Source organism: Methylobacterium sp. Leaf361 (assembly GCF_001424445.1).
Classification (GTDB): Bacteria; Pseudomonadota; Alphaproteobacteria; order Rhizobiales; family Beijerinckiaceae; genus Methylobacterium.
In genome coordinates this window covers 16513-31293 of sequence record NZ_LMPY01000014.1, presented here as the reverse complement: position 1 = coordinate 31293, position 14781 = coordinate 16513, and the positions used below count along the sequence as shown (strand labels likewise).

At 66.4% G+C, this 14781-nt stretch carries 17 protein-coding genes and 1 tRNA gene; 7 read left to right on the top strand and 11 right to left on the bottom strand.

Annotation, left to right across the window (positions count from 1 at the left end):
• The first annotated feature begins 86 nt into the window (after positions 1 to 86).
• Positions 87 to 305: a hypothetical protein gene (locus tag ASG32_RS12685; protein ID WP_042672860.1), complete on the top strand. Its 219-nt coding sequence runs from the start codon at positions 87 to 89 to the stop codon at positions 303 to 305.
• Positions 306 to 374: 69 nt separating this feature from the next.
• Here ASG32_RS12685 and ASG32_RS12680 read toward each other — a convergent pair whose 3' ends face one another.
• Positions 375 to 884 carry a MucR family transcriptional regulator gene (locus ASG32_RS12680; RefSeq protein WP_020091131.1) on the bottom strand — a complete coding sequence of 170 codons (510 nt, stop codon included), beginning with the start codon at positions 882 to 884 and terminating at the stop codon, positions 375 to 377.
• Positions 885 to 1380: 496 nt separating this feature from the next.
• On the opposite strand from ASG32_RS12680, the gene ASG32_RS12675 reads away from it, so the two are divergent.
• The 4 genes from ASG32_RS12675 to ASG32_RS12660 all read left to right on the top strand — a co-directional run bounded on the left by ASG32_RS12675 (position 1381) and on the right by ASG32_RS12660 (position 4169).
• A complete protein-coding gene (locus ASG32_RS12675; protein ID WP_056526422.1) occupies positions 1381 to 1794 on the top strand; it encodes a PaaI family thioesterase in 414 nt (137 codons plus the stop codon).
• A 159-nt stretch (positions 1795 to 1953) separates the two neighbouring features.
• Positions 1954 to 2886, top strand: a complete 933-nt coding sequence (hemF, locus tag ASG32_RS12670) for an oxygen-dependent coproporphyrinogen oxidase (protein ID WP_056526419.1) — start codon at positions 1954 to 1956, stop codon at positions 2884 to 2886.
• A complete protein-coding gene (locus ASG32_RS12665) occupies positions 2883 to 4001 on the top strand; it encodes an ATP-dependent RecD-like DNA helicase (RefSeq protein WP_012321591.1) in 1119 nt (372 codons plus the stop codon). The genes hemF and ASG32_RS12665 overlap by 4 nt, the downstream gene beginning before the upstream one ends.
• A 78-nt stretch (positions 4002 to 4079) precedes the next feature.
• Positions 4080 to 4169, top strand: a tRNA-Ser gene (locus tag ASG32_RS12660).
• A 543-nt stretch (positions 4170 to 4712) separates the two neighbouring features.
• Here the strand turns inward: ASG32_RS12660 and ASG32_RS12655 are convergent.
• The 4 genes from ASG32_RS12655 to ASG32_RS33310 form a co-directional block, all read right to left on the bottom strand.
• Positions 4713 to 5051: a hypothetical protein gene (locus ASG32_RS12655; RefSeq protein WP_157861952.1), complete on the bottom strand. Its 339-nt coding sequence runs from the start codon at positions 5049 to 5051 to the stop codon at positions 4713 to 4715.
• A gap of 2 nt (positions 5052 to 5053) precedes the next feature.
• On the bottom strand, positions 5054 to 5365 hold the full coding sequence (locus ASG32_RS12650) for a hypothetical protein (RefSeq protein ID WP_199866107.1): 312 nt from the start codon (positions 5363 to 5365) through the stop codon (positions 5054 to 5056).
• Between the two features lie 65 nt (positions 5366 to 5430).
• Positions 5431 to 5823, bottom strand: coding sequence for a hypothetical protein (locus ASG32_RS33830; RefSeq protein ID WP_157861950.1), 393 nt, complete (start codon positions 5821 to 5823; stop codon positions 5431 to 5433).
• Positions 5820 to 6197, bottom strand: a complete 378-nt coding sequence (locus tag ASG32_RS33310; protein WP_107351951.1) for a hypothetical protein — start codon at positions 6195 to 6197, stop codon at positions 5820 to 5822. The genes ASG32_RS33830 and ASG32_RS33310 overlap by 4 nt, the downstream gene beginning before the upstream one ends.
• A gap of 136 nt (positions 6198 to 6333) precedes the next feature.
• Here ASG32_RS33310 and ASG32_RS34455 point away from each other — a divergent pair, with 136 nt between their 5' ends.
• Together ASG32_RS34455 and ASG32_RS12640 are read left to right on the top strand one after the other, a co-directional pair.
• Positions 6334 to 6483 carry a hypothetical protein gene (locus ASG32_RS34455; protein WP_199866106.1) on the top strand — a complete coding sequence of 50 codons (150 nt, stop codon included), beginning with the start codon at positions 6334 to 6336 and terminating at the stop codon, positions 6481 to 6483.
• 423 nt (positions 6484 to 6906) lie between these two features.
• Entirely contained in the window at positions 6907 to 7173 is a 267-nt protein-coding gene (locus ASG32_RS12640) for a hypothetical protein (protein WP_056526410.1), read from the top strand.
• Positions 7174 to 7306: 133 nt separating this feature from the next.
• On the opposite strand, the gene ASG32_RS32410 is transcribed toward ASG32_RS12640, so the two are convergent.
• From ASG32_RS32410 to ASG32_RS12615, 6 genes are all read right to left on the bottom strand, one after another.
• Positions 7307 to 8296 (bottom strand): DUF2806 domain-containing protein, encoded by a 990-nt coding sequence (locus tag ASG32_RS32410; protein ID WP_157861949.1) that lies wholly within the window; start codon positions 8294 to 8296, stop codon positions 7307 to 7309.
• Between the two features lie 223 nt (positions 8297 to 8519).
• Positions 8520 to 11093 (bottom strand): hypothetical protein, encoded by a 2574-nt coding sequence (locus tag ASG32_RS12635; RefSeq protein WP_056526407.1) that lies wholly within the window; start codon positions 11091 to 11093, stop codon positions 8520 to 8522.
• 27 nt (positions 11094 to 11120) lie between these two features.
• On the bottom strand, positions 11121 to 12233 hold the full coding sequence (locus ASG32_RS12630) for a phage baseplate assembly protein (RefSeq protein ID WP_056526404.1): 1113 nt from the start codon (positions 12231 to 12233) through the stop codon (positions 11121 to 11123).
• 1 nt (position 12234) lies between these two features.
• The gene (locus ASG32_RS12625) at positions 12235 to 12849 is read right to left on the bottom strand and encodes an ATP-dependent Clp protease proteolytic subunit (RefSeq protein ID WP_056526400.1); all 615 of its coding nucleotides are present in this window, start codon (positions 12847 to 12849) and stop codon (positions 12235 to 12237) included.
• Entirely contained in the window at positions 12846 to 13919 is a 1074-nt protein-coding gene (locus ASG32_RS12620; RefSeq protein WP_157861948.1) for a hypothetical protein, read from the bottom strand. The genes ASG32_RS12625 and ASG32_RS12620 overlap by 4 nt, the downstream gene beginning before the upstream one ends.
• 140 nt (positions 13920 to 14059) lie before the next feature.
• A complete protein-coding gene (locus ASG32_RS12615) occupies positions 14060 to 14602 on the bottom strand; it encodes a hypothetical protein (RefSeq protein ID WP_056526394.1) in 543 nt (180 codons plus the stop codon).
• Positions 14603 to 14781 lie beyond the last annotated feature (179 nt).

Sequence of the window (14781 nt, the reverse complement as noted above, 5' to 3'; positions counted from 1 at the left end):
GCGGCGCCGTCGTGATGCGGCGCGCGCGGAACGCGCCGGGCCGTCCGCGCTTTGCTCTCCCGTCGGCGGATCGGGGAGCGCGCAGCATGGCGGGGCGGGTGACGGATCGAGCCTCCGAAGGGGAGGCCGGCCAGGCGCGGCCGGAGACAGCGCCGGCGCCCGAGGGGCCGGGCCCGCGGCCCGGCATGACCGAGGCAGAGGTCGGGCCGGAGATCGGGGCGGAGGCCGAGGCGGTCGAGCGGCACAAGGCCGAGACGGAGATCGCCGCGGGCGACGTGGCCGACGACCTCGCCGATTTCGCGTAACGGACCGGCGCGCGGGTCGCGCGCCGGCCGGTAACCACGAGCCCGGGCGTTGCCGGGCTCAGGCCGGGCTCAGGCCGTCTCCTTGGCCTTGCGGGTGCGGCTGGCGCGCTTCGGCTTCTCGGCCACTTCCGCGACGGGCTCGGGCTCGGGCGCCGGGGCGGCGGACTTGCGGCGCTGCTGGCCGAGGCCGAGGCTGCGGGCGAGTTCCGAGCGCTGGGCCGAGTAGCTCGCGGCCGTCGACGGATAGTCGCGCGGCAGCCCGAAGCGCTCGCGATACTGCTCGATCGTCAGGCCGTTGCGCGACAGGTGCCGCTTGAGCGTCTTGTACGGCTTGCCGTCGATGAACGAGATCAGGGCGTCCGGCGTCACCGACTTGCGGATCTGGGCCGGCGTCGGCTTGTCGGCCGCCTCGGTGACCGTCGCCGTGGGGGCGGACAGCTTCGTCAGCGCGGCGTGAACGCCGGCGAGCAGACCGGGCAATTCGCTGATCGGCACGGAATTGTTCGAGACATACGCCGAGACGATGTCGGACGCCTGCTCGATAAAGGTCTGCTGCTGCTCAGTGGCGTTGTCGTCCATCGATGATTCCCTCTATCCGACCGTCGTGAGACGGTTCTAACGTCTGTGCAGCAAAATCAAGTCGTCGTCGAGCATTTCCCTACACAATGCCCCCGCCATGAACACGCATATTATTCAAACCGTGGGTCGAGCTGAAATCGACCGTCGAGCAAACCGACACCCCGGAGCCGAAGTTGGACGAGACCGGGCGACGCGGACGGGCGCCGGTTATGCCTTCCGCCGCGATCTCGCCGCGGGCTTCCTCTGCGAAGATCCGTCTCCGGTCTGATGAGAGGCGCAGAACTTCACGCGGCGGCCCGCCGCGATGTCCCGTGAGCCTTCGGGACGGGACGAACGTTTCGGCCGGACTGTCACGTGATCTGCCGCGGACCGGTCATGGCCTCGGAGGCGGCCGGGCGATAAGGATCCGGGCGGGGCAGGATCCGGGGCGATCGGCGTGGACCAGCAAGTGGACCGGCAAGGGGATCACCAAGGGGATCACCAAGGGGATCACCAAGTGGATCAGCGCTCGGAGACGGGCACCGTCTTCGGCGCCATCATCCCGTTCGTGGATCACTGCGGGATCGAGGCGCTCGACGTGCGCGCGGGCCGGACGCGGCTGCGCCTCGCCCTGCGGCCGGAGCACGCCAACAACCTCGGCATCGCCCATGGCGGCGCGCTCTGCACCCTGCTCGACGTCGCCCTGGGGACGGCGGCGCGGCTGCGGGCGGGGCGCCCCGTGGTGACCCTCGACATGCAGACCCGCTTCCTCGCCCCCGGCCGCGGCGTCCTGACCGCCGAGGGACGGGTCACCCGGGCGGGGCGGTCGGTGATCTTCTGCGAGGCCGAGATCCGCGACGAGGCCGGGGAGCTGGTGGCGACCGCCACGGGGCTGCTCAAGCCCGTCGGCGAGCGGCCGGCGCCCGCGTAGGGGCCGCGTAGGGGCCGCGTAGGGGCCGCGTAGGGGCCGCGTAGGGGCGTTGTCGCCGGTCGGGACACCGGCGCGGGAGCCCTGCGCGGGAGCCCTGCGCGCCCGTGCGGGGCCGCGACCGCATTGACGTGCGCCCGGCAGGGTGGAAAAGCCTGTGTCATGACGATGCCGGACGACGCGCGCGCAGCCCTGGCTGCGCCTCCCTCCGAGGCCGACGTGACGGCCATGAAGTCCGAGGCCGCGGCGTGGTTCGAGACGCTGCGCGACCGGATCGTCGCCGCTCTGGAGACCCTCGAGGCGGAGGCGGCGGGCCCGTTCCACCCCGACGCGCCCGAGGGCCCCGGGACGTTCGAGAAGACCCCGTGGAACCGGACCGACCATACCGGGCGGCCGGGCGGCGGCGGCGTCATGGCGATGCTGCGGGGCCGCGTCTTCGAGAAGGCCGGCGTGCACATCTCGACGGTGCACGGCGAGTTCGCGCCGGAATTCCGCGCCCAGATGCCCGGCGCCGCCGAGGACCCGCGCTTCTTCGCCACCGGCATCTCGCTGATCGCCCATCCGTGGAACCCGCACGTGCCGACGGTGCACATGAACACCCGGTTCGTCGCGACGACGCGGGCGTGGTTCGGGGGCGGGGCCGACCTGACGCCGGTGCTCGACCGGCGCCGCACGCAGGACGATCCGGACAGCCGCCACTTCCACGCCTGCCTGGCGCGGGCCTGCGCGGCGCACGGCATCGACCACGCCCGCTACAGGGCGTGGTGCGACGAGTATTTCCACCTCAAGCACCGGAACGAGCCGCGCGGCATCGGCGGGATCTTCTACGATTACCTCTGGAGCGGGACGCCGCAGGCCGACCTCGCCTACACCCGCGACGTGGGCCGGGCCTTCCTGGAGGCCTACCCGAAGATCGTGCGCGACAATCTCGGCACGCCCTGGACCGAGGCGGACCGCCACGAGCAGCAGGTGCGGCGGGGCCGCTACGTGGAGTTCAACCTGCTCTACGACCGGGGCACGATCTTCGGCCTGAAGACGGGCGGCAACGTCGCCTCCATCCTCTCCTCGATGCCGCCGACCGTGCGCTGGCCGTGAGTGCGGGTCTGCCGGCCGCCTACGCGCCGCAGCAGGACGCGGCGCTGAAGGCGATCGCCGCGTGGCGGCGAGACGGGGGATCGCAGGTGTTCCGGCTGTTCGGCTATGCCGGCACCGGCAAGACGACGCTCGCCCGCCGGATCGCCGAGGATGTCGACGGCACGGTGGTCTACGGGGCCTTCACCGGCAAGGCGGCCTCGGTGATGCGCCAGAAGGGCTGCTACGACGCCGCCACGATCCACTCGCTGATCTACCGCACCAAGGAGGCAGAGGAGGGCGGGCCGACCTTCACGCTGAACCGCTCGGGCCCGGCCGCCAAGGCGGACCTGATCATCATCGACGAGTGCTCGATGGTCGATTCCGACCTCGGCAACGATCTCCTGTCCTTCGAGCGGCCGGTCCTCGTCCTGGGCGACCCGGCGCAGCTGCCGCCGGTGCGCGGCGGCGGCTTCTTCACCGAGGCTGAGCCCGACGTGATGCTCACCGAGGTGCACCGGCAGGCCAAGGACGACCCGATCGTCCGCATGGCCATGACCGTGCGCGAGGGCGGCCGGCTGGAGCTCGGCAGCTACGGGCAGAGCCGGATCGTGTCGCGCCGCGCCCTGGATCCGGCCGAGGTGCTCGAGTGCGATCAGGTGCTGGTCGGCTTGAACAAGACCCGCCGCCTCTACAATGCACGGCTGCGGGAGCTCGCCGGCCACACGGACCCGATGCCGGCGATCGGCGAGAAGCTGGTCTGCCTGCGCAACGACCGGGTGAAGGGCCTGCTCAACGGCTCGACCTGGACCGTGCAGGCCCTGCGCGCGCCGCCGCGTCCGGACCTGATCCGCCTCGACGTGGTGCCGGAGGACGACCCGGCGCTCCGCCGGAAGCCCACCGACATCAAGGTGCTGCGCGCGATGATCTCCGGCACGGACGAGGAGATCCCGCTGTTCCTGCGGCGCGAGACGGACGAGTTCACCTACGGCTACGCGCTGACGGTGCACAAGGCTCAAGGGTCGCAGTGGGATCGGGTCACGCTGTTCGACGAATCCTACGCGTTCCGCGAGCACCGGGCGCGCTGGCTCTACACCGGCCTGACCCGCGCGGCGCAGGCGATCACCGTGGTGGTCTGATCCGGCGCCGCGCGACGTCTCGCTTGTGAAGCGGGACCACGCGTGCTACGCACCGCCCGTCTCATCGAGGCACCTTGCGGAGAGGTGGCAGAGCGGTTGAATGCACCGCACTCGAAATGCGGCATGCCTGCAAGGGCATCGGGGGTTCGAATCCCCCCCTCTCCGCCAGTTCCTTCCTGAAACCGCTTAAATGTCAATGTGTTAGCGGTTTTCATGGTGGTGCTGCCTACAGTGGTACCTACAATCTGATGGTCACAGTGGTCAAAGCCCGGTCATAGTTTGGCAAGGCAGTCGGGCTAGGGCTCAATCTGCCGGCGAGTTCTCGACCGTCTCGTTGGCCTCCACGCTCGTCTGATGAGCCCGCCAGAGCTTTCCCGGGCGGGCGTGGATGCCTGAATTCCTGTCGACCTCTTGCATAGGTGAGAGACCGGCGCCCTGAGCGGCGATAGCCTGCGAACGTCGGCTTCACCTCCCGACCTCCACGTCCGCCCTTCGCATTCCTCCAGATCAGCCGCCGGGCGGGCGTGGATGCCAAGGGTACGCATCCGATGCGTACCCTAAGCTCAACTTTGCCCGCGAACCTGTGACCCCTACCATGTCAAGGTAGGGATCCCTGGCGGAAGGGGTGGGATTGAAACCCCGCCAGCCGATATCGAGCGGCCGCCTCAGGTCGCCCCGATGATGGACTGGACGGACCGGCACTGCCGACAGTCAGGCGCATAGCGAGCCCTCCTCGGCCAATTCGCATAGGCGGATGACGAGGTGAGCGCCGAGCGCGAAGCGGCATTCGATAAGAGCCTCACGCACGAGAGCCCGCGCCGCCAACCGATCGGTTCCACACACAGCGGTGAAGGCCGCGTTGAGCACTTCCATCGCCGCGTCGCCGCGACGATTGACGTTCTCCGCCTCCTTCCTGATCTCATTCAAAGTTCGCCGTAGGCGGGCAATCTCCATGGCAGGATCGGCGGCTTGGCGTGCCGCCTTTGTGATCTTGCCGACCCGGCGACCATCCTTGGCCGCGAGCCGGACATGCCGAGGCGCTAGAGCCATGGCTAGCCCTCCCGCCAATCGGAGCCGACCGCCGCCAACACGACAGCCGCGCGGGTGGACGGAGCAGAGACGGGTGGGCTCACGAAGCGTCTGCCGCCGCCGCTCGGCGGGTTCAGCGTTCCGTTGTCCTGACACCACTCGCGCCGGAACTTCTCGACAGCGAGGGCAATCCTCACCGGCTTGTCCGCTGCCCCAATGGTATCCAGCTCGATCAGCGCCTCGCCGTACTCGACTGCGAGCCAATCGGCGTAGGCCCTCAGCAGGCCGGGCGTCACCGGTGTCGCGGCAGCGGTCGGCGTCCCGATGAGCGTCACGCCGCCCCCGATTAGGGGAAGCGAGGCCAATCCACGAAGGAAGCCACGGCGATGGGAGGGGCCGTTCATCCACGTCCCCCCTGCCAGGAGCAACCCACGGCGCTCAGCACGAGAGCTGCACGACTGGACGGTTGTGGCTGTTTCGCCGGATCGTCCGACATGTGATAGCCGGCGCCGAGGTTGTCCAACGGCACCCAATCGAAGCGCCGGCCAGTCACCTTGTCGTACCAGACGCACTGGCAGTTGGGGTTGGCATCGTACAGTTCGGTCGACCGAAAGCGCTCCCACTTGAGAAAGCGTCGCTCCATGTCGAGCCACGCGTCGTAGCTGTCGAGAAGCTCCCGTGAGGTTGGAAGGGCGACCGCAGATGGGGCGCCGATGAGGGCCACACTGCCCCCAATAAGAGGAAGCGTGGTGAGACCGCGAAGGAACCCGCGGCGGGATGCGAGACCGCTCACAGGCACCTCCCGTAGCCAGAGAAGCCCTGCTCGGCCACGGCTTCGAGGTCGGCAATGCCGTTGTCGTCGGTGAGCCCTTCGGCGTCGTGACCGTCCTCCAGGTCCGCGTCGCCGTCGAGCGCATCTAATAAGGCGATGTCCGCCTCGATGCGGTCGGCGATCCGGCGGCGCAGGTCGCGGAGGCGTTGCCGATCCAGATCTGGATCCGCGGCGCGCATGGTCGCGATGGCGATGGTGACGGGGCCCGACTGCCGGCCGGGCGCCGCGCCTAATAAGCTTCGAGGGCTTTGCTCGGTCTGAGCAAATCTGCTCAGGCCCTGGCTGCCGGACGGGCGTAATAAGGGCGCGCGTGTGCTATGGGCGTGGGTAGCCATTGACGTAGCTCCGATGCGTTGATGGTCAGGGCTGGCCCGGGGCTCCTAACCCCCGTGTCGGCCCGTTGCATTTGTGTGCAACTGAGTGCAGTATGAAGACACCGAATTTGGATGTCAACTGCACACAATTGCACCCATGGCAAAGACCTCAGCGATCTCCGTCCGCGTGGCCGACGCCGTGAAGGCAGCGGCAGAGAAGGCAGCCGCCGAGGACAGCCGTTCGGTTGCCTCCTACGTCGAGAAGCTTCTCACCGAGCACCTGAAGGCGAAGGGCTATCTGAAGTGAGGATGACGTCCGTCGCGAACCACGGAGCGGGCAGATGCGCACCATTCTCATCGCCGCGGCATGCGCGCTCGCCGTTGTCGCCATTGTAGTCCTCGGCGGTCTCGCGAGCCACCTGAAGGACTGAACCTCAGACGCTGTGGCTTGTGGACCACGCAAATTCTGAATTGACAAATCGTTAAGATTTATCGCTGGCGGCCGGAAGTTGCCTATGACCATCAGTGGGCCCGCTTCTGCGAGTGCCTGGCCATGCCGCTCCCTCTTTACGACCGCCTGCACCGCTACATCGTGGTAGCGTTGGCGTGCGGCGGCGCCGCGATGGTGGCAGCGGCTTGGATCTGGGACGCGCTGTGACAGACTGACTTGTTAACTGGGGTCGTTGCGGCACCGAGAGGATCCGGAGCCAGCGAACTGACGGAGGTGGCTGTGGAGGACGAGGACCGCGAGTTCGAGCATTCCCCGCTATCCGGCTCCTTCAGCCGAGATGGTGAAGCCGTCGATGTCGAGATCTACCGCTATGCCGGCACGCGGGATCCCTGGCAGCTGGTCGTGATCGATCTGTCGTCTGGCGGCTGCACCGCTTGGCAGGAGACCTTCACGACGGACCAAGAGGCTTACGAGGCCTTCACTGCGACGGTCGAAGCGGACGGCATGGCATCTTTCGCGGGCGTCGTGCCGACCGTGCGGCACTGACCCCATCCCTTCTTCGTAGCAGCGGCCCGAGTTGCGCCCGCGTGGTCGCGACGGCTATGCGGACGCTGGGGCCTGTAGCTCAATGGTTAGAGCCGGCCGCTCATAACGGTCTGGTTGCACTTGCGCCAGATTTCTAAATATTCCCAGGCCTATTGCGTCTCGAAACCGGTGTGAAAATTCCATTGTCTCGATCTATGAGCTTCACCGTTCCAATCTCAATCCATTCGGCTTTGATATGTCCGAAAAGGTGGTCAACAAATTCATTCGTCTGATCGTCCGATAAGCTGCACTCTATTAACGGAAAGATTTCTTTTCCGACGCGCGTAAGTGGCAGGATATCTAAAGACATTTCCTCTTCGCTGATGCCGCCTACCATAAATCCAGTCCTTGCCACAGTAAACAATTGTTTTTTATCTGGGTTGAATTTAGTTTTCCTTGTTATTTCGTCTGATATTATTCCATAGTGCTTCAAATCCAATATTCGATCGAACATATCTGTGAAATTGAACCGGGAAGTGAAGGGTATAAAGTCATAGGCGATTATGAATGGCGCCATGGCGGACAAAGACGTCGCAACTTGAGTGTCCAGGACGTCTACAAAATTAAGCGTCGCGAACGAGAAAGCCCCTGGCTTCCGTATCTCACCCGCAAGTACTCTACCAAGAAGCTTCTGCATGCGTTCTGAACTTGCGCCGGCGGCCAAATCCTCAAAACGATTTAGCCAATCATCTTCAATGTCAGGGGGCGCGTCCCCGATCGGATCGCCGGAGTTCATCTCATCGGCGGCATTTTGCAACACCGAAGCCTTATTAAGATGCTTCCGAACAGCGGAAGAACCAAGCTGCCGCAACGCGACCTCCACAACAGCAGGATCGGATGCGCCTAATTTTGCGGCTTCAGCAGCTAGAGCCTCCATGATGGCGCTGGATCCCGCCGTTTCAGTTCGAATGCGTTGTTGGATCTGTTCGCCCTTCGCTGTGGCGATGTTCACCCAAGCGCTGCCTGCGTTCGCTGTGTCACCAATGAGCTGTGCAATCGCTTTAGCTGCCCCTGGTAGCTTGCCGCTGGCTACCCACTCAGCGAACCACCCACCTGAGGTGGGAACGGGCAGATTTTCAGGCACAGGGTGTCTGACCTCATTGAAAGAGGTCAGGCTACACCTAAGGTTCGGCCGATCCAACTGACCAACATGATGAACGCGTAGGCCAATCCCACATAAAACGTGGCCACGAAGCCTAAGGCGGCGCAGACGGCAACCGTTGCGCTGATGGATCTGATAGGCATTTTGCTCCCCTTTTTCCGCTCACGCCTGCCCGCAGTTGGCCGCTGTCGCGTAGCCCTGACTGCTACTCCGCCTTCGCCATCTGGCGCCCATGGTTCTGCACCACGTCGCGGAAGAGGTTGCCGGCGGTCGAGGTCGTGACCCGAGCGTCCGCACCAGCCTTGTGGACGTTGACCACGACCGAGCCGTTGTTCTCGACCTTCGGCGCCGCCACGATGCCCGCCCTGCCGGCCGAGGCGTCGAGGCGACCCTCGCCCTGCTGCATCGCCTCGAACGCCTTCCTGGCCTTCTCCCGAGCCGCCCACGCCTCACCGTCGGCTCGGCCACTGCGGAGGCGGTTTGCTTCCTCCATGGTCACGCCGGGCGCGTCCTTCATGCTGTTGGGCTTGAGGACCCGCGGTGCGCCGTTCGGCAGGAAGTCGCCTTCAGCTTTGCCGATATCGGGGCGCGGTAGGCCGGACAGACGGTTGGCTGGCATCTCAGGATCGGCGCGTAGGGCGTTGCGCACCGCGCCAGAGCGCCGGTTGATGAACTTCGGCGCCTCGAACTCCTTCGTGATGGCGTTGGTATCGCCTTCGAGGTTGCCCGAACCATCACCCATCAAGATGCTACGGGTTCGAGGATAGCGCCCCGACATGGCGCTGTGAGCCATCTCGCGCATCTGGCCCTCGGCGGAGTTGCGGGCATAGCCATTGGCCTCAAGCCACCTGACCATGTCGCTACGTCGGGCTCCCCGATAGTTGCCCCAGCCCTTTGGGTCGCGGGCGCCGTAGATGCCGTAGCCGGTACCGCCGTCGTGGATCTTATTCGGGTCCAGGCCCGACTCCATGAAGGCCTGTCCGACGAGGTGCGCCGCGCTTTCCCGGAGCCGATCTTCAGGCACGCCTTCGCGACGAAGCTGATCCATCGCGTAGCCCATCATCTGGCTCATGCGAGCGGCGCCGGCACTGCCGCTACCATCGCCACGTGGAGCAGAACCGCCTCCGATCCCTGGCAGCCGCGGCGTGCCGCCGCCGAGGCCATTGAGGCGTCCACCGCTACGGCCAGCGCCTGGACCTGCAGGACCGGCCTCGCCGCTGTAGCCGGGGCCAGAGCCGCCGCCGGGCAGGTTCGCGCCGCCACCAAGGCTAGGAGGCCTCCGGAAGCTGCCACCGCCCGAAAAGGCTGCAGACTGGATCCGCGCACCGCCGAACGGCCCGTCGCCCTCAGCGGATGACTTCTGAGCCGTGGCGCCCTGCTGAGCCTTCATCTGCTCGGACAGGCCGTCGATCGACCGCCGCAGCTTCTCCGTCGACTCCCTATAGTCGCGGTCGCGCTGCTCAGGCGTGCGAGCCTTGAGGCGGGCCAGCTCGGCTTCCGCGGCCGTGAGCTTCTGCTGCGCCGCCTCCGGGCTGTCGATCAGGCCCATCCGCTGCTGCGTGCGGCCGATGAGGTGGTCCGAGGCATCCTTTGCCACGTCCCGCAGCTTCCGGAGGCGATCCACGTCCTCCTGGGCCGCGATCTCATCGTCGCCCCTCATGGGCGCGAGCCGGCGCGCAAGCGGCCCGCTGCCGCCGTCCAAGTGCCGGAACGACTCGACGTACTTGCCCTCGTTGAAGGAGCGGATCGCCGCGGCGATTTCCTTCACGCTCTCGGCGAGCGGCCGGACCAGCATGGTGGTCGAGACCAGCATCTCCTTCGCCGAGGCGCCGGCCCCTTTCCAGTCAATGGCGTTTAATTCGCGACTGATGCCCTCCAAGCCCGTGCGCAGACCCTTCACGAAATCGCCGCGCTGATCCTTGGCGATGCCGTCGATCCACTGCGTGAACTCGGAGGCATACGGGAGCACCTGCCGGGCGATGGTCGTGCCGATCGTCTGCATCGAGGTCCGCAGGTCAGCCACGGCCTGCTCGAATTTCTCAGCCTGAAGAATGGCCTTCGGGTCGAGCGGACCCAGCCGTTCCTTCTGCTTGTTCCAGACATCGGCCAGCTTGCCGAGGTGCTCGTCGCCGAGCCGACCGAAGTCGGCGTTGCCGAACACGCGCTGGGCGAAGATGCCCCGCTCCACCGGGTTCTTGATGGTCTCCATGAAGGTGAGGCTCTTGCGGAGCTTCTCGCCCTCGTCTGAGGTGCCACGGATGTCCTTGGCGAAGTCCTGGAAGGCCTTCCGCCCGGCCGCGTCCGTGCCCTGCCGGGTGATCCATGAGTAAGTTTCGCCGATGCCGCGGGAAAACTCGCGCATGTTCCCGGCGAACGTCTTGGTGCCGGCGGCAACCGCGTCCTGCTCTAACCCGAACTTGCGAGCGACGGCGCCGAACGTCTGCAGCGTGCCGGCCGCTACGCCCGTTTCACGACTGAGCGCCCCCAGGCTCGACAGGTTGCTGGAGAGCTTGCTCAGCGACATCGCCACGCCGGCCACCGCTGCGCCCGCGGTCAACCCGGTGACGCCTACCGTCGCCAGCGCGGGGTTCAGGATCGTCGTCGCGGAGCGCGCGGTGGACTGGATCGCGGCCTCGGCCTTGCCCATCCCCTTCGCCAAGGTCTCACCGTGCGAGGCGCCTTGCCGGCTGGTATCGAGCAGCTGCGCGCGCAGGCTCTTCAACGGTCCGGAGAACCGGTCGACCACCTCGGCCTGCATCCGCAGGGTCTCATCGGCCATGCCGACCTCCTATGTCTGTGAGGGCGCTCAGGTGTAGAGCCCCGCCGGGGTGCCGCCGGAGCCTTGAGCGCCGCCGGACTGGGTCTGGCCGCCGCCGTTGTAGGCTTCCGGCAAGACGAGGTTAATGTCGGTGGTGGTGCCCTGCGGCCCCTGCGAAGAGGTCACCGCCTGGATGGCCAGCAGCATGTGGTCCTTGGTGAACAACATCGGCGAGTAGATTGAGACGACATCGCCGATGTGCTCCAGCCAGAGGCTGTTCTGGTCCTTGAACCAGCCCTGCACCTTGATGTTCACGCTGATTTGGTTGGCGAGGTTGAACCCGTTTTCGTGCTGGGCCCGCATCCGCATGTCGGCCTGGTCGCCTGGCTGCTCGGCGAGGAAGCGGTACGGCGCATGCTCGGTGACGGCCGAGTTCTTCACCGTGGCGGTCACGTCCCGGGAGGCGTCGCCGAAGGTCTGATCGTTGCCCGGCTGCTGTCCAATGGACTGAATTTCAGAGAAGGCGTCCGCATAGTCGAACACGGCGTTGGCCGAGAGGATGTTGCGGCCTTCCTGCAATTCGGCGATGGCGCCGGTCTTGGGCTTCAACCTGTAGCCGACGATATCGGCGCCCTGGCCGGGCAGCAGGTAGATGTTCCGAAATCGACACAGGCGCTCGATGAAGTCGAACACGCTCTCGCCAACCAGCACATTGACCTTCGGAAACACCTTGTCTGCGTCGGACGTGTCGCCCTTCAGACTGAACTTGACGCCGTAGGGCTTGAGGACGGAGTTGGCGATCTGGCTGAGGCTGTAGTTCTTGAACTCGCCCTGTTCGTGGTTGACCGCCGATCTCGCGATCACCTGCGAGCGGGTCGTCCCCGTGATCTGCAGGCCGTGCTCTCGGGCATCGTAGGCCGGCTGCCGGCCCGTGATGCGGCCCTCGGAGACAGCCTGCCGCCCGCCGAGGATCACCTCGCAAGGGTCGCCGATGCCGAGCTTCATGGAGGCGAAGTCCGGGGCGCTCTCGGCCGGAGCCGCTGCGGTGAAGGCGAACTTCGGGAACAGCTCGACGCCGGACCGGGTGACGGACACCGTCTGCCAGTTCAGGTAGTTCCTGCCCTTCACCTTGATGGAGGCGACTTCCTGCGGCTTAGGCATGTCAGGCCCCCAGGGTCGGGATGATGCGGTCGGCGAAGCCTAGGGCCACGGCCCGCTCGGCGGTCAGCACGGTCTCTGCGGCGCGCAGGGCGGTCAGCTCGTGCCGCGGCAGGCCAGTGCGGCGCGCTAGGATGTCGAGGTGCGTGGCGTCTGCGGCTTCAGCACCGTGTGCGAGGTCGAGCACCCGAGCGGCGTCGCCCTTGGTGGCTTCCGACGACCACAGGGCCCGCGCAAATCTGCGCAGGGCCTCTGCCGTGAGGTGACTGTCCGAGACGCTGGCGCCCGCCGTCTCACGATCCACGCGGCTGCTGTGCAGGCCGATGATGCCGCCAGCCTCGATGGCGACGCGCTCGCCCGCCATGGCGATGACCGCACCCATGGAGAAGGCGTTGCGGACCGTGACCTCGACGGGTCGGCCGCACTCGCGCAGAGCGGTGTAGATCGCCAACCCCTCGGCGCAGGATCCGCCGGGCGTGTCGATCACCACCCGGACCAGGCCGGTTTGGGCGACCTCAAGAAGGGACCGGCGCACCGCAGCAGCGCTGACGTGGTGCTCACTGATCTGGCCGTCGATCCAGATGCGGCCGTCGTTTCTGTCGAGGCTGTAGCGTCTCATTGCGCGGCCTCCGACAGGATCACCCCGTGCATGTCAGGCAGCGCGCCGAGGTCGGCCGGCGGCTCGGCCGGCTTCATGCCCTTGCCGCCGTCGCCCAGCGCGCCCGTGAAGGCCACGCCGCGGAACGAGCCGCTCTCGTCCGGCTCGATCCGGGCGGCTGGGTTGATACGTAGGATCCGCATGATCGCGGCGCCCGGCATGGACTGCGGACCGAAGCCAACGCCCAGGTTCATGGCCTGCGCCGCGATGGGCTCGGGGAGCATCAGGCCGCCGGCTGGCACGTCGATCCGCTGGCCGAGATAGGTGCGGTAGAAGGCCGGGCGCGACAGCACGACCTGCACTTCCGGGAAGATGGCAGGCTGCGTTGGCTCCGGCGGTTTGGACGGCAGCACGTTCGGGGCGGCGCCCTCGCGGATCGCCCTCGCATTGGCGCGCATGGCCGAGACTGTGACCGCGGCAGCCGGCACGGCGCCGATCGGACGCTCGTAGCCAGCCACACCCTCGAAGGGGTTCTCCCTAGGTAGGATGCCGGCGAGGCGCCCGGCAGCGGCGAGGATGTTGCCCTCGGGGCCGCTGCCGAGGATCGGATCGCGGGGAGCGTGATCCCGGCACGCCTGCACCAACGCGATGTTGGCGCGGTCGAAGGCAGCCGCGGCCTCGTCCATCCTCGCGGCGGCTTCCTCGATCCGAACGGCGCCGGCCTCGATCTCGCCAGCGGTCCGGTCGCGCTCGCGTCGGTCCCGCTCGGCAGCCAGCCGGGCCTTCGCATCCTCGATCAGCTCAGCCAGGGTGCGGGCCGCATCCTCCAGGGCGGCGCGCTCGTCCGCGGCCTTCCGGCTATTCTCCGCGACGGACCTGGCCTGCCGGGCGTCAGCGCCGTCTGTCTCAGTCAGGAACCGCCGCTGCTCAGCTACGGCAGCGTCATGGCGGGTGACCGCATCGGCGAGCCGGTTCAGCACGCCCGAGCGGCGCACCTCTAGGCTCTGCACCTCGGCCTCCAGGCCTTTCGCCTTGTCCCGTCGTCCCAGCATGCCTTTTCCCCAAATCTGGGGAGCGGCACCCACCCCCAAGGTCAGATGCCGCTCCTGCCGAGCGGCTGGGGAGATGAAGTCCAGCGCTCAACGAAGAACAGTATCGGGCAACTTCACTGACCTGGGCAGATAACAAAACGCGACAATAGTAGAGGCGCAGGGTCACAAAACGCGACAATTCACACAGTCATGCTTGCGACTTCGGCCTTAACCTCGTCCAGGGTCACTAAGCCATCCCCATCGCTGAGTTCGACCAGAACCAGTTCCGTCTCGCGGGCTAGCAGCGCATGCAGTTCGGCTACGGTTTTGCAGGCGATCCCGCGAGGCGCCGCTCGGCTCGGAATGGCCTCGACCTTGTTCTTGATCTTCCGGCACAGGATGATTTGCGACGCGATGGCCACTTCAGCCAACACCACCTTGCCGGTGGCGATGTCGTTCTTGATCTCGGCTGAGATTGCGAGCGCACGATCTTTGCGGGCGCGCTCCTGCGCAGGATCTAGATCGCCGGGCGCGACATCCGGCGCGGCACGCTGATGCGCGAGGTAGGCTCGAACCACCGGAATGAGCGGATATCGGCCGCGCTCAGCCTTCGGGATTACGCCTTCAGCAACGAGTTGCTGAACACGGCGAGGCGTCACGTCGAGTGCGTGAGCGATCGTCGACACCGGCACCATCAGCGCAGCGTCGGCTGCAGCGCCAGTCAGAACGGATTTCGCTTTCATGAGACGGTTTCCTCGAAGCTACAGGGCAAATTAAATTTGAGATGACGAAGCGAAACTCGCTGAAAAGGTTGATACCTGCGGAGAAGCTGCGCTCGTGCGGACCCTCAGGCCTGACCACCCCCAGGAGGACCCGCCTCAAGTATTGACCGGGCTTTCTGCGCGGAGAGGGGCCCCATCGT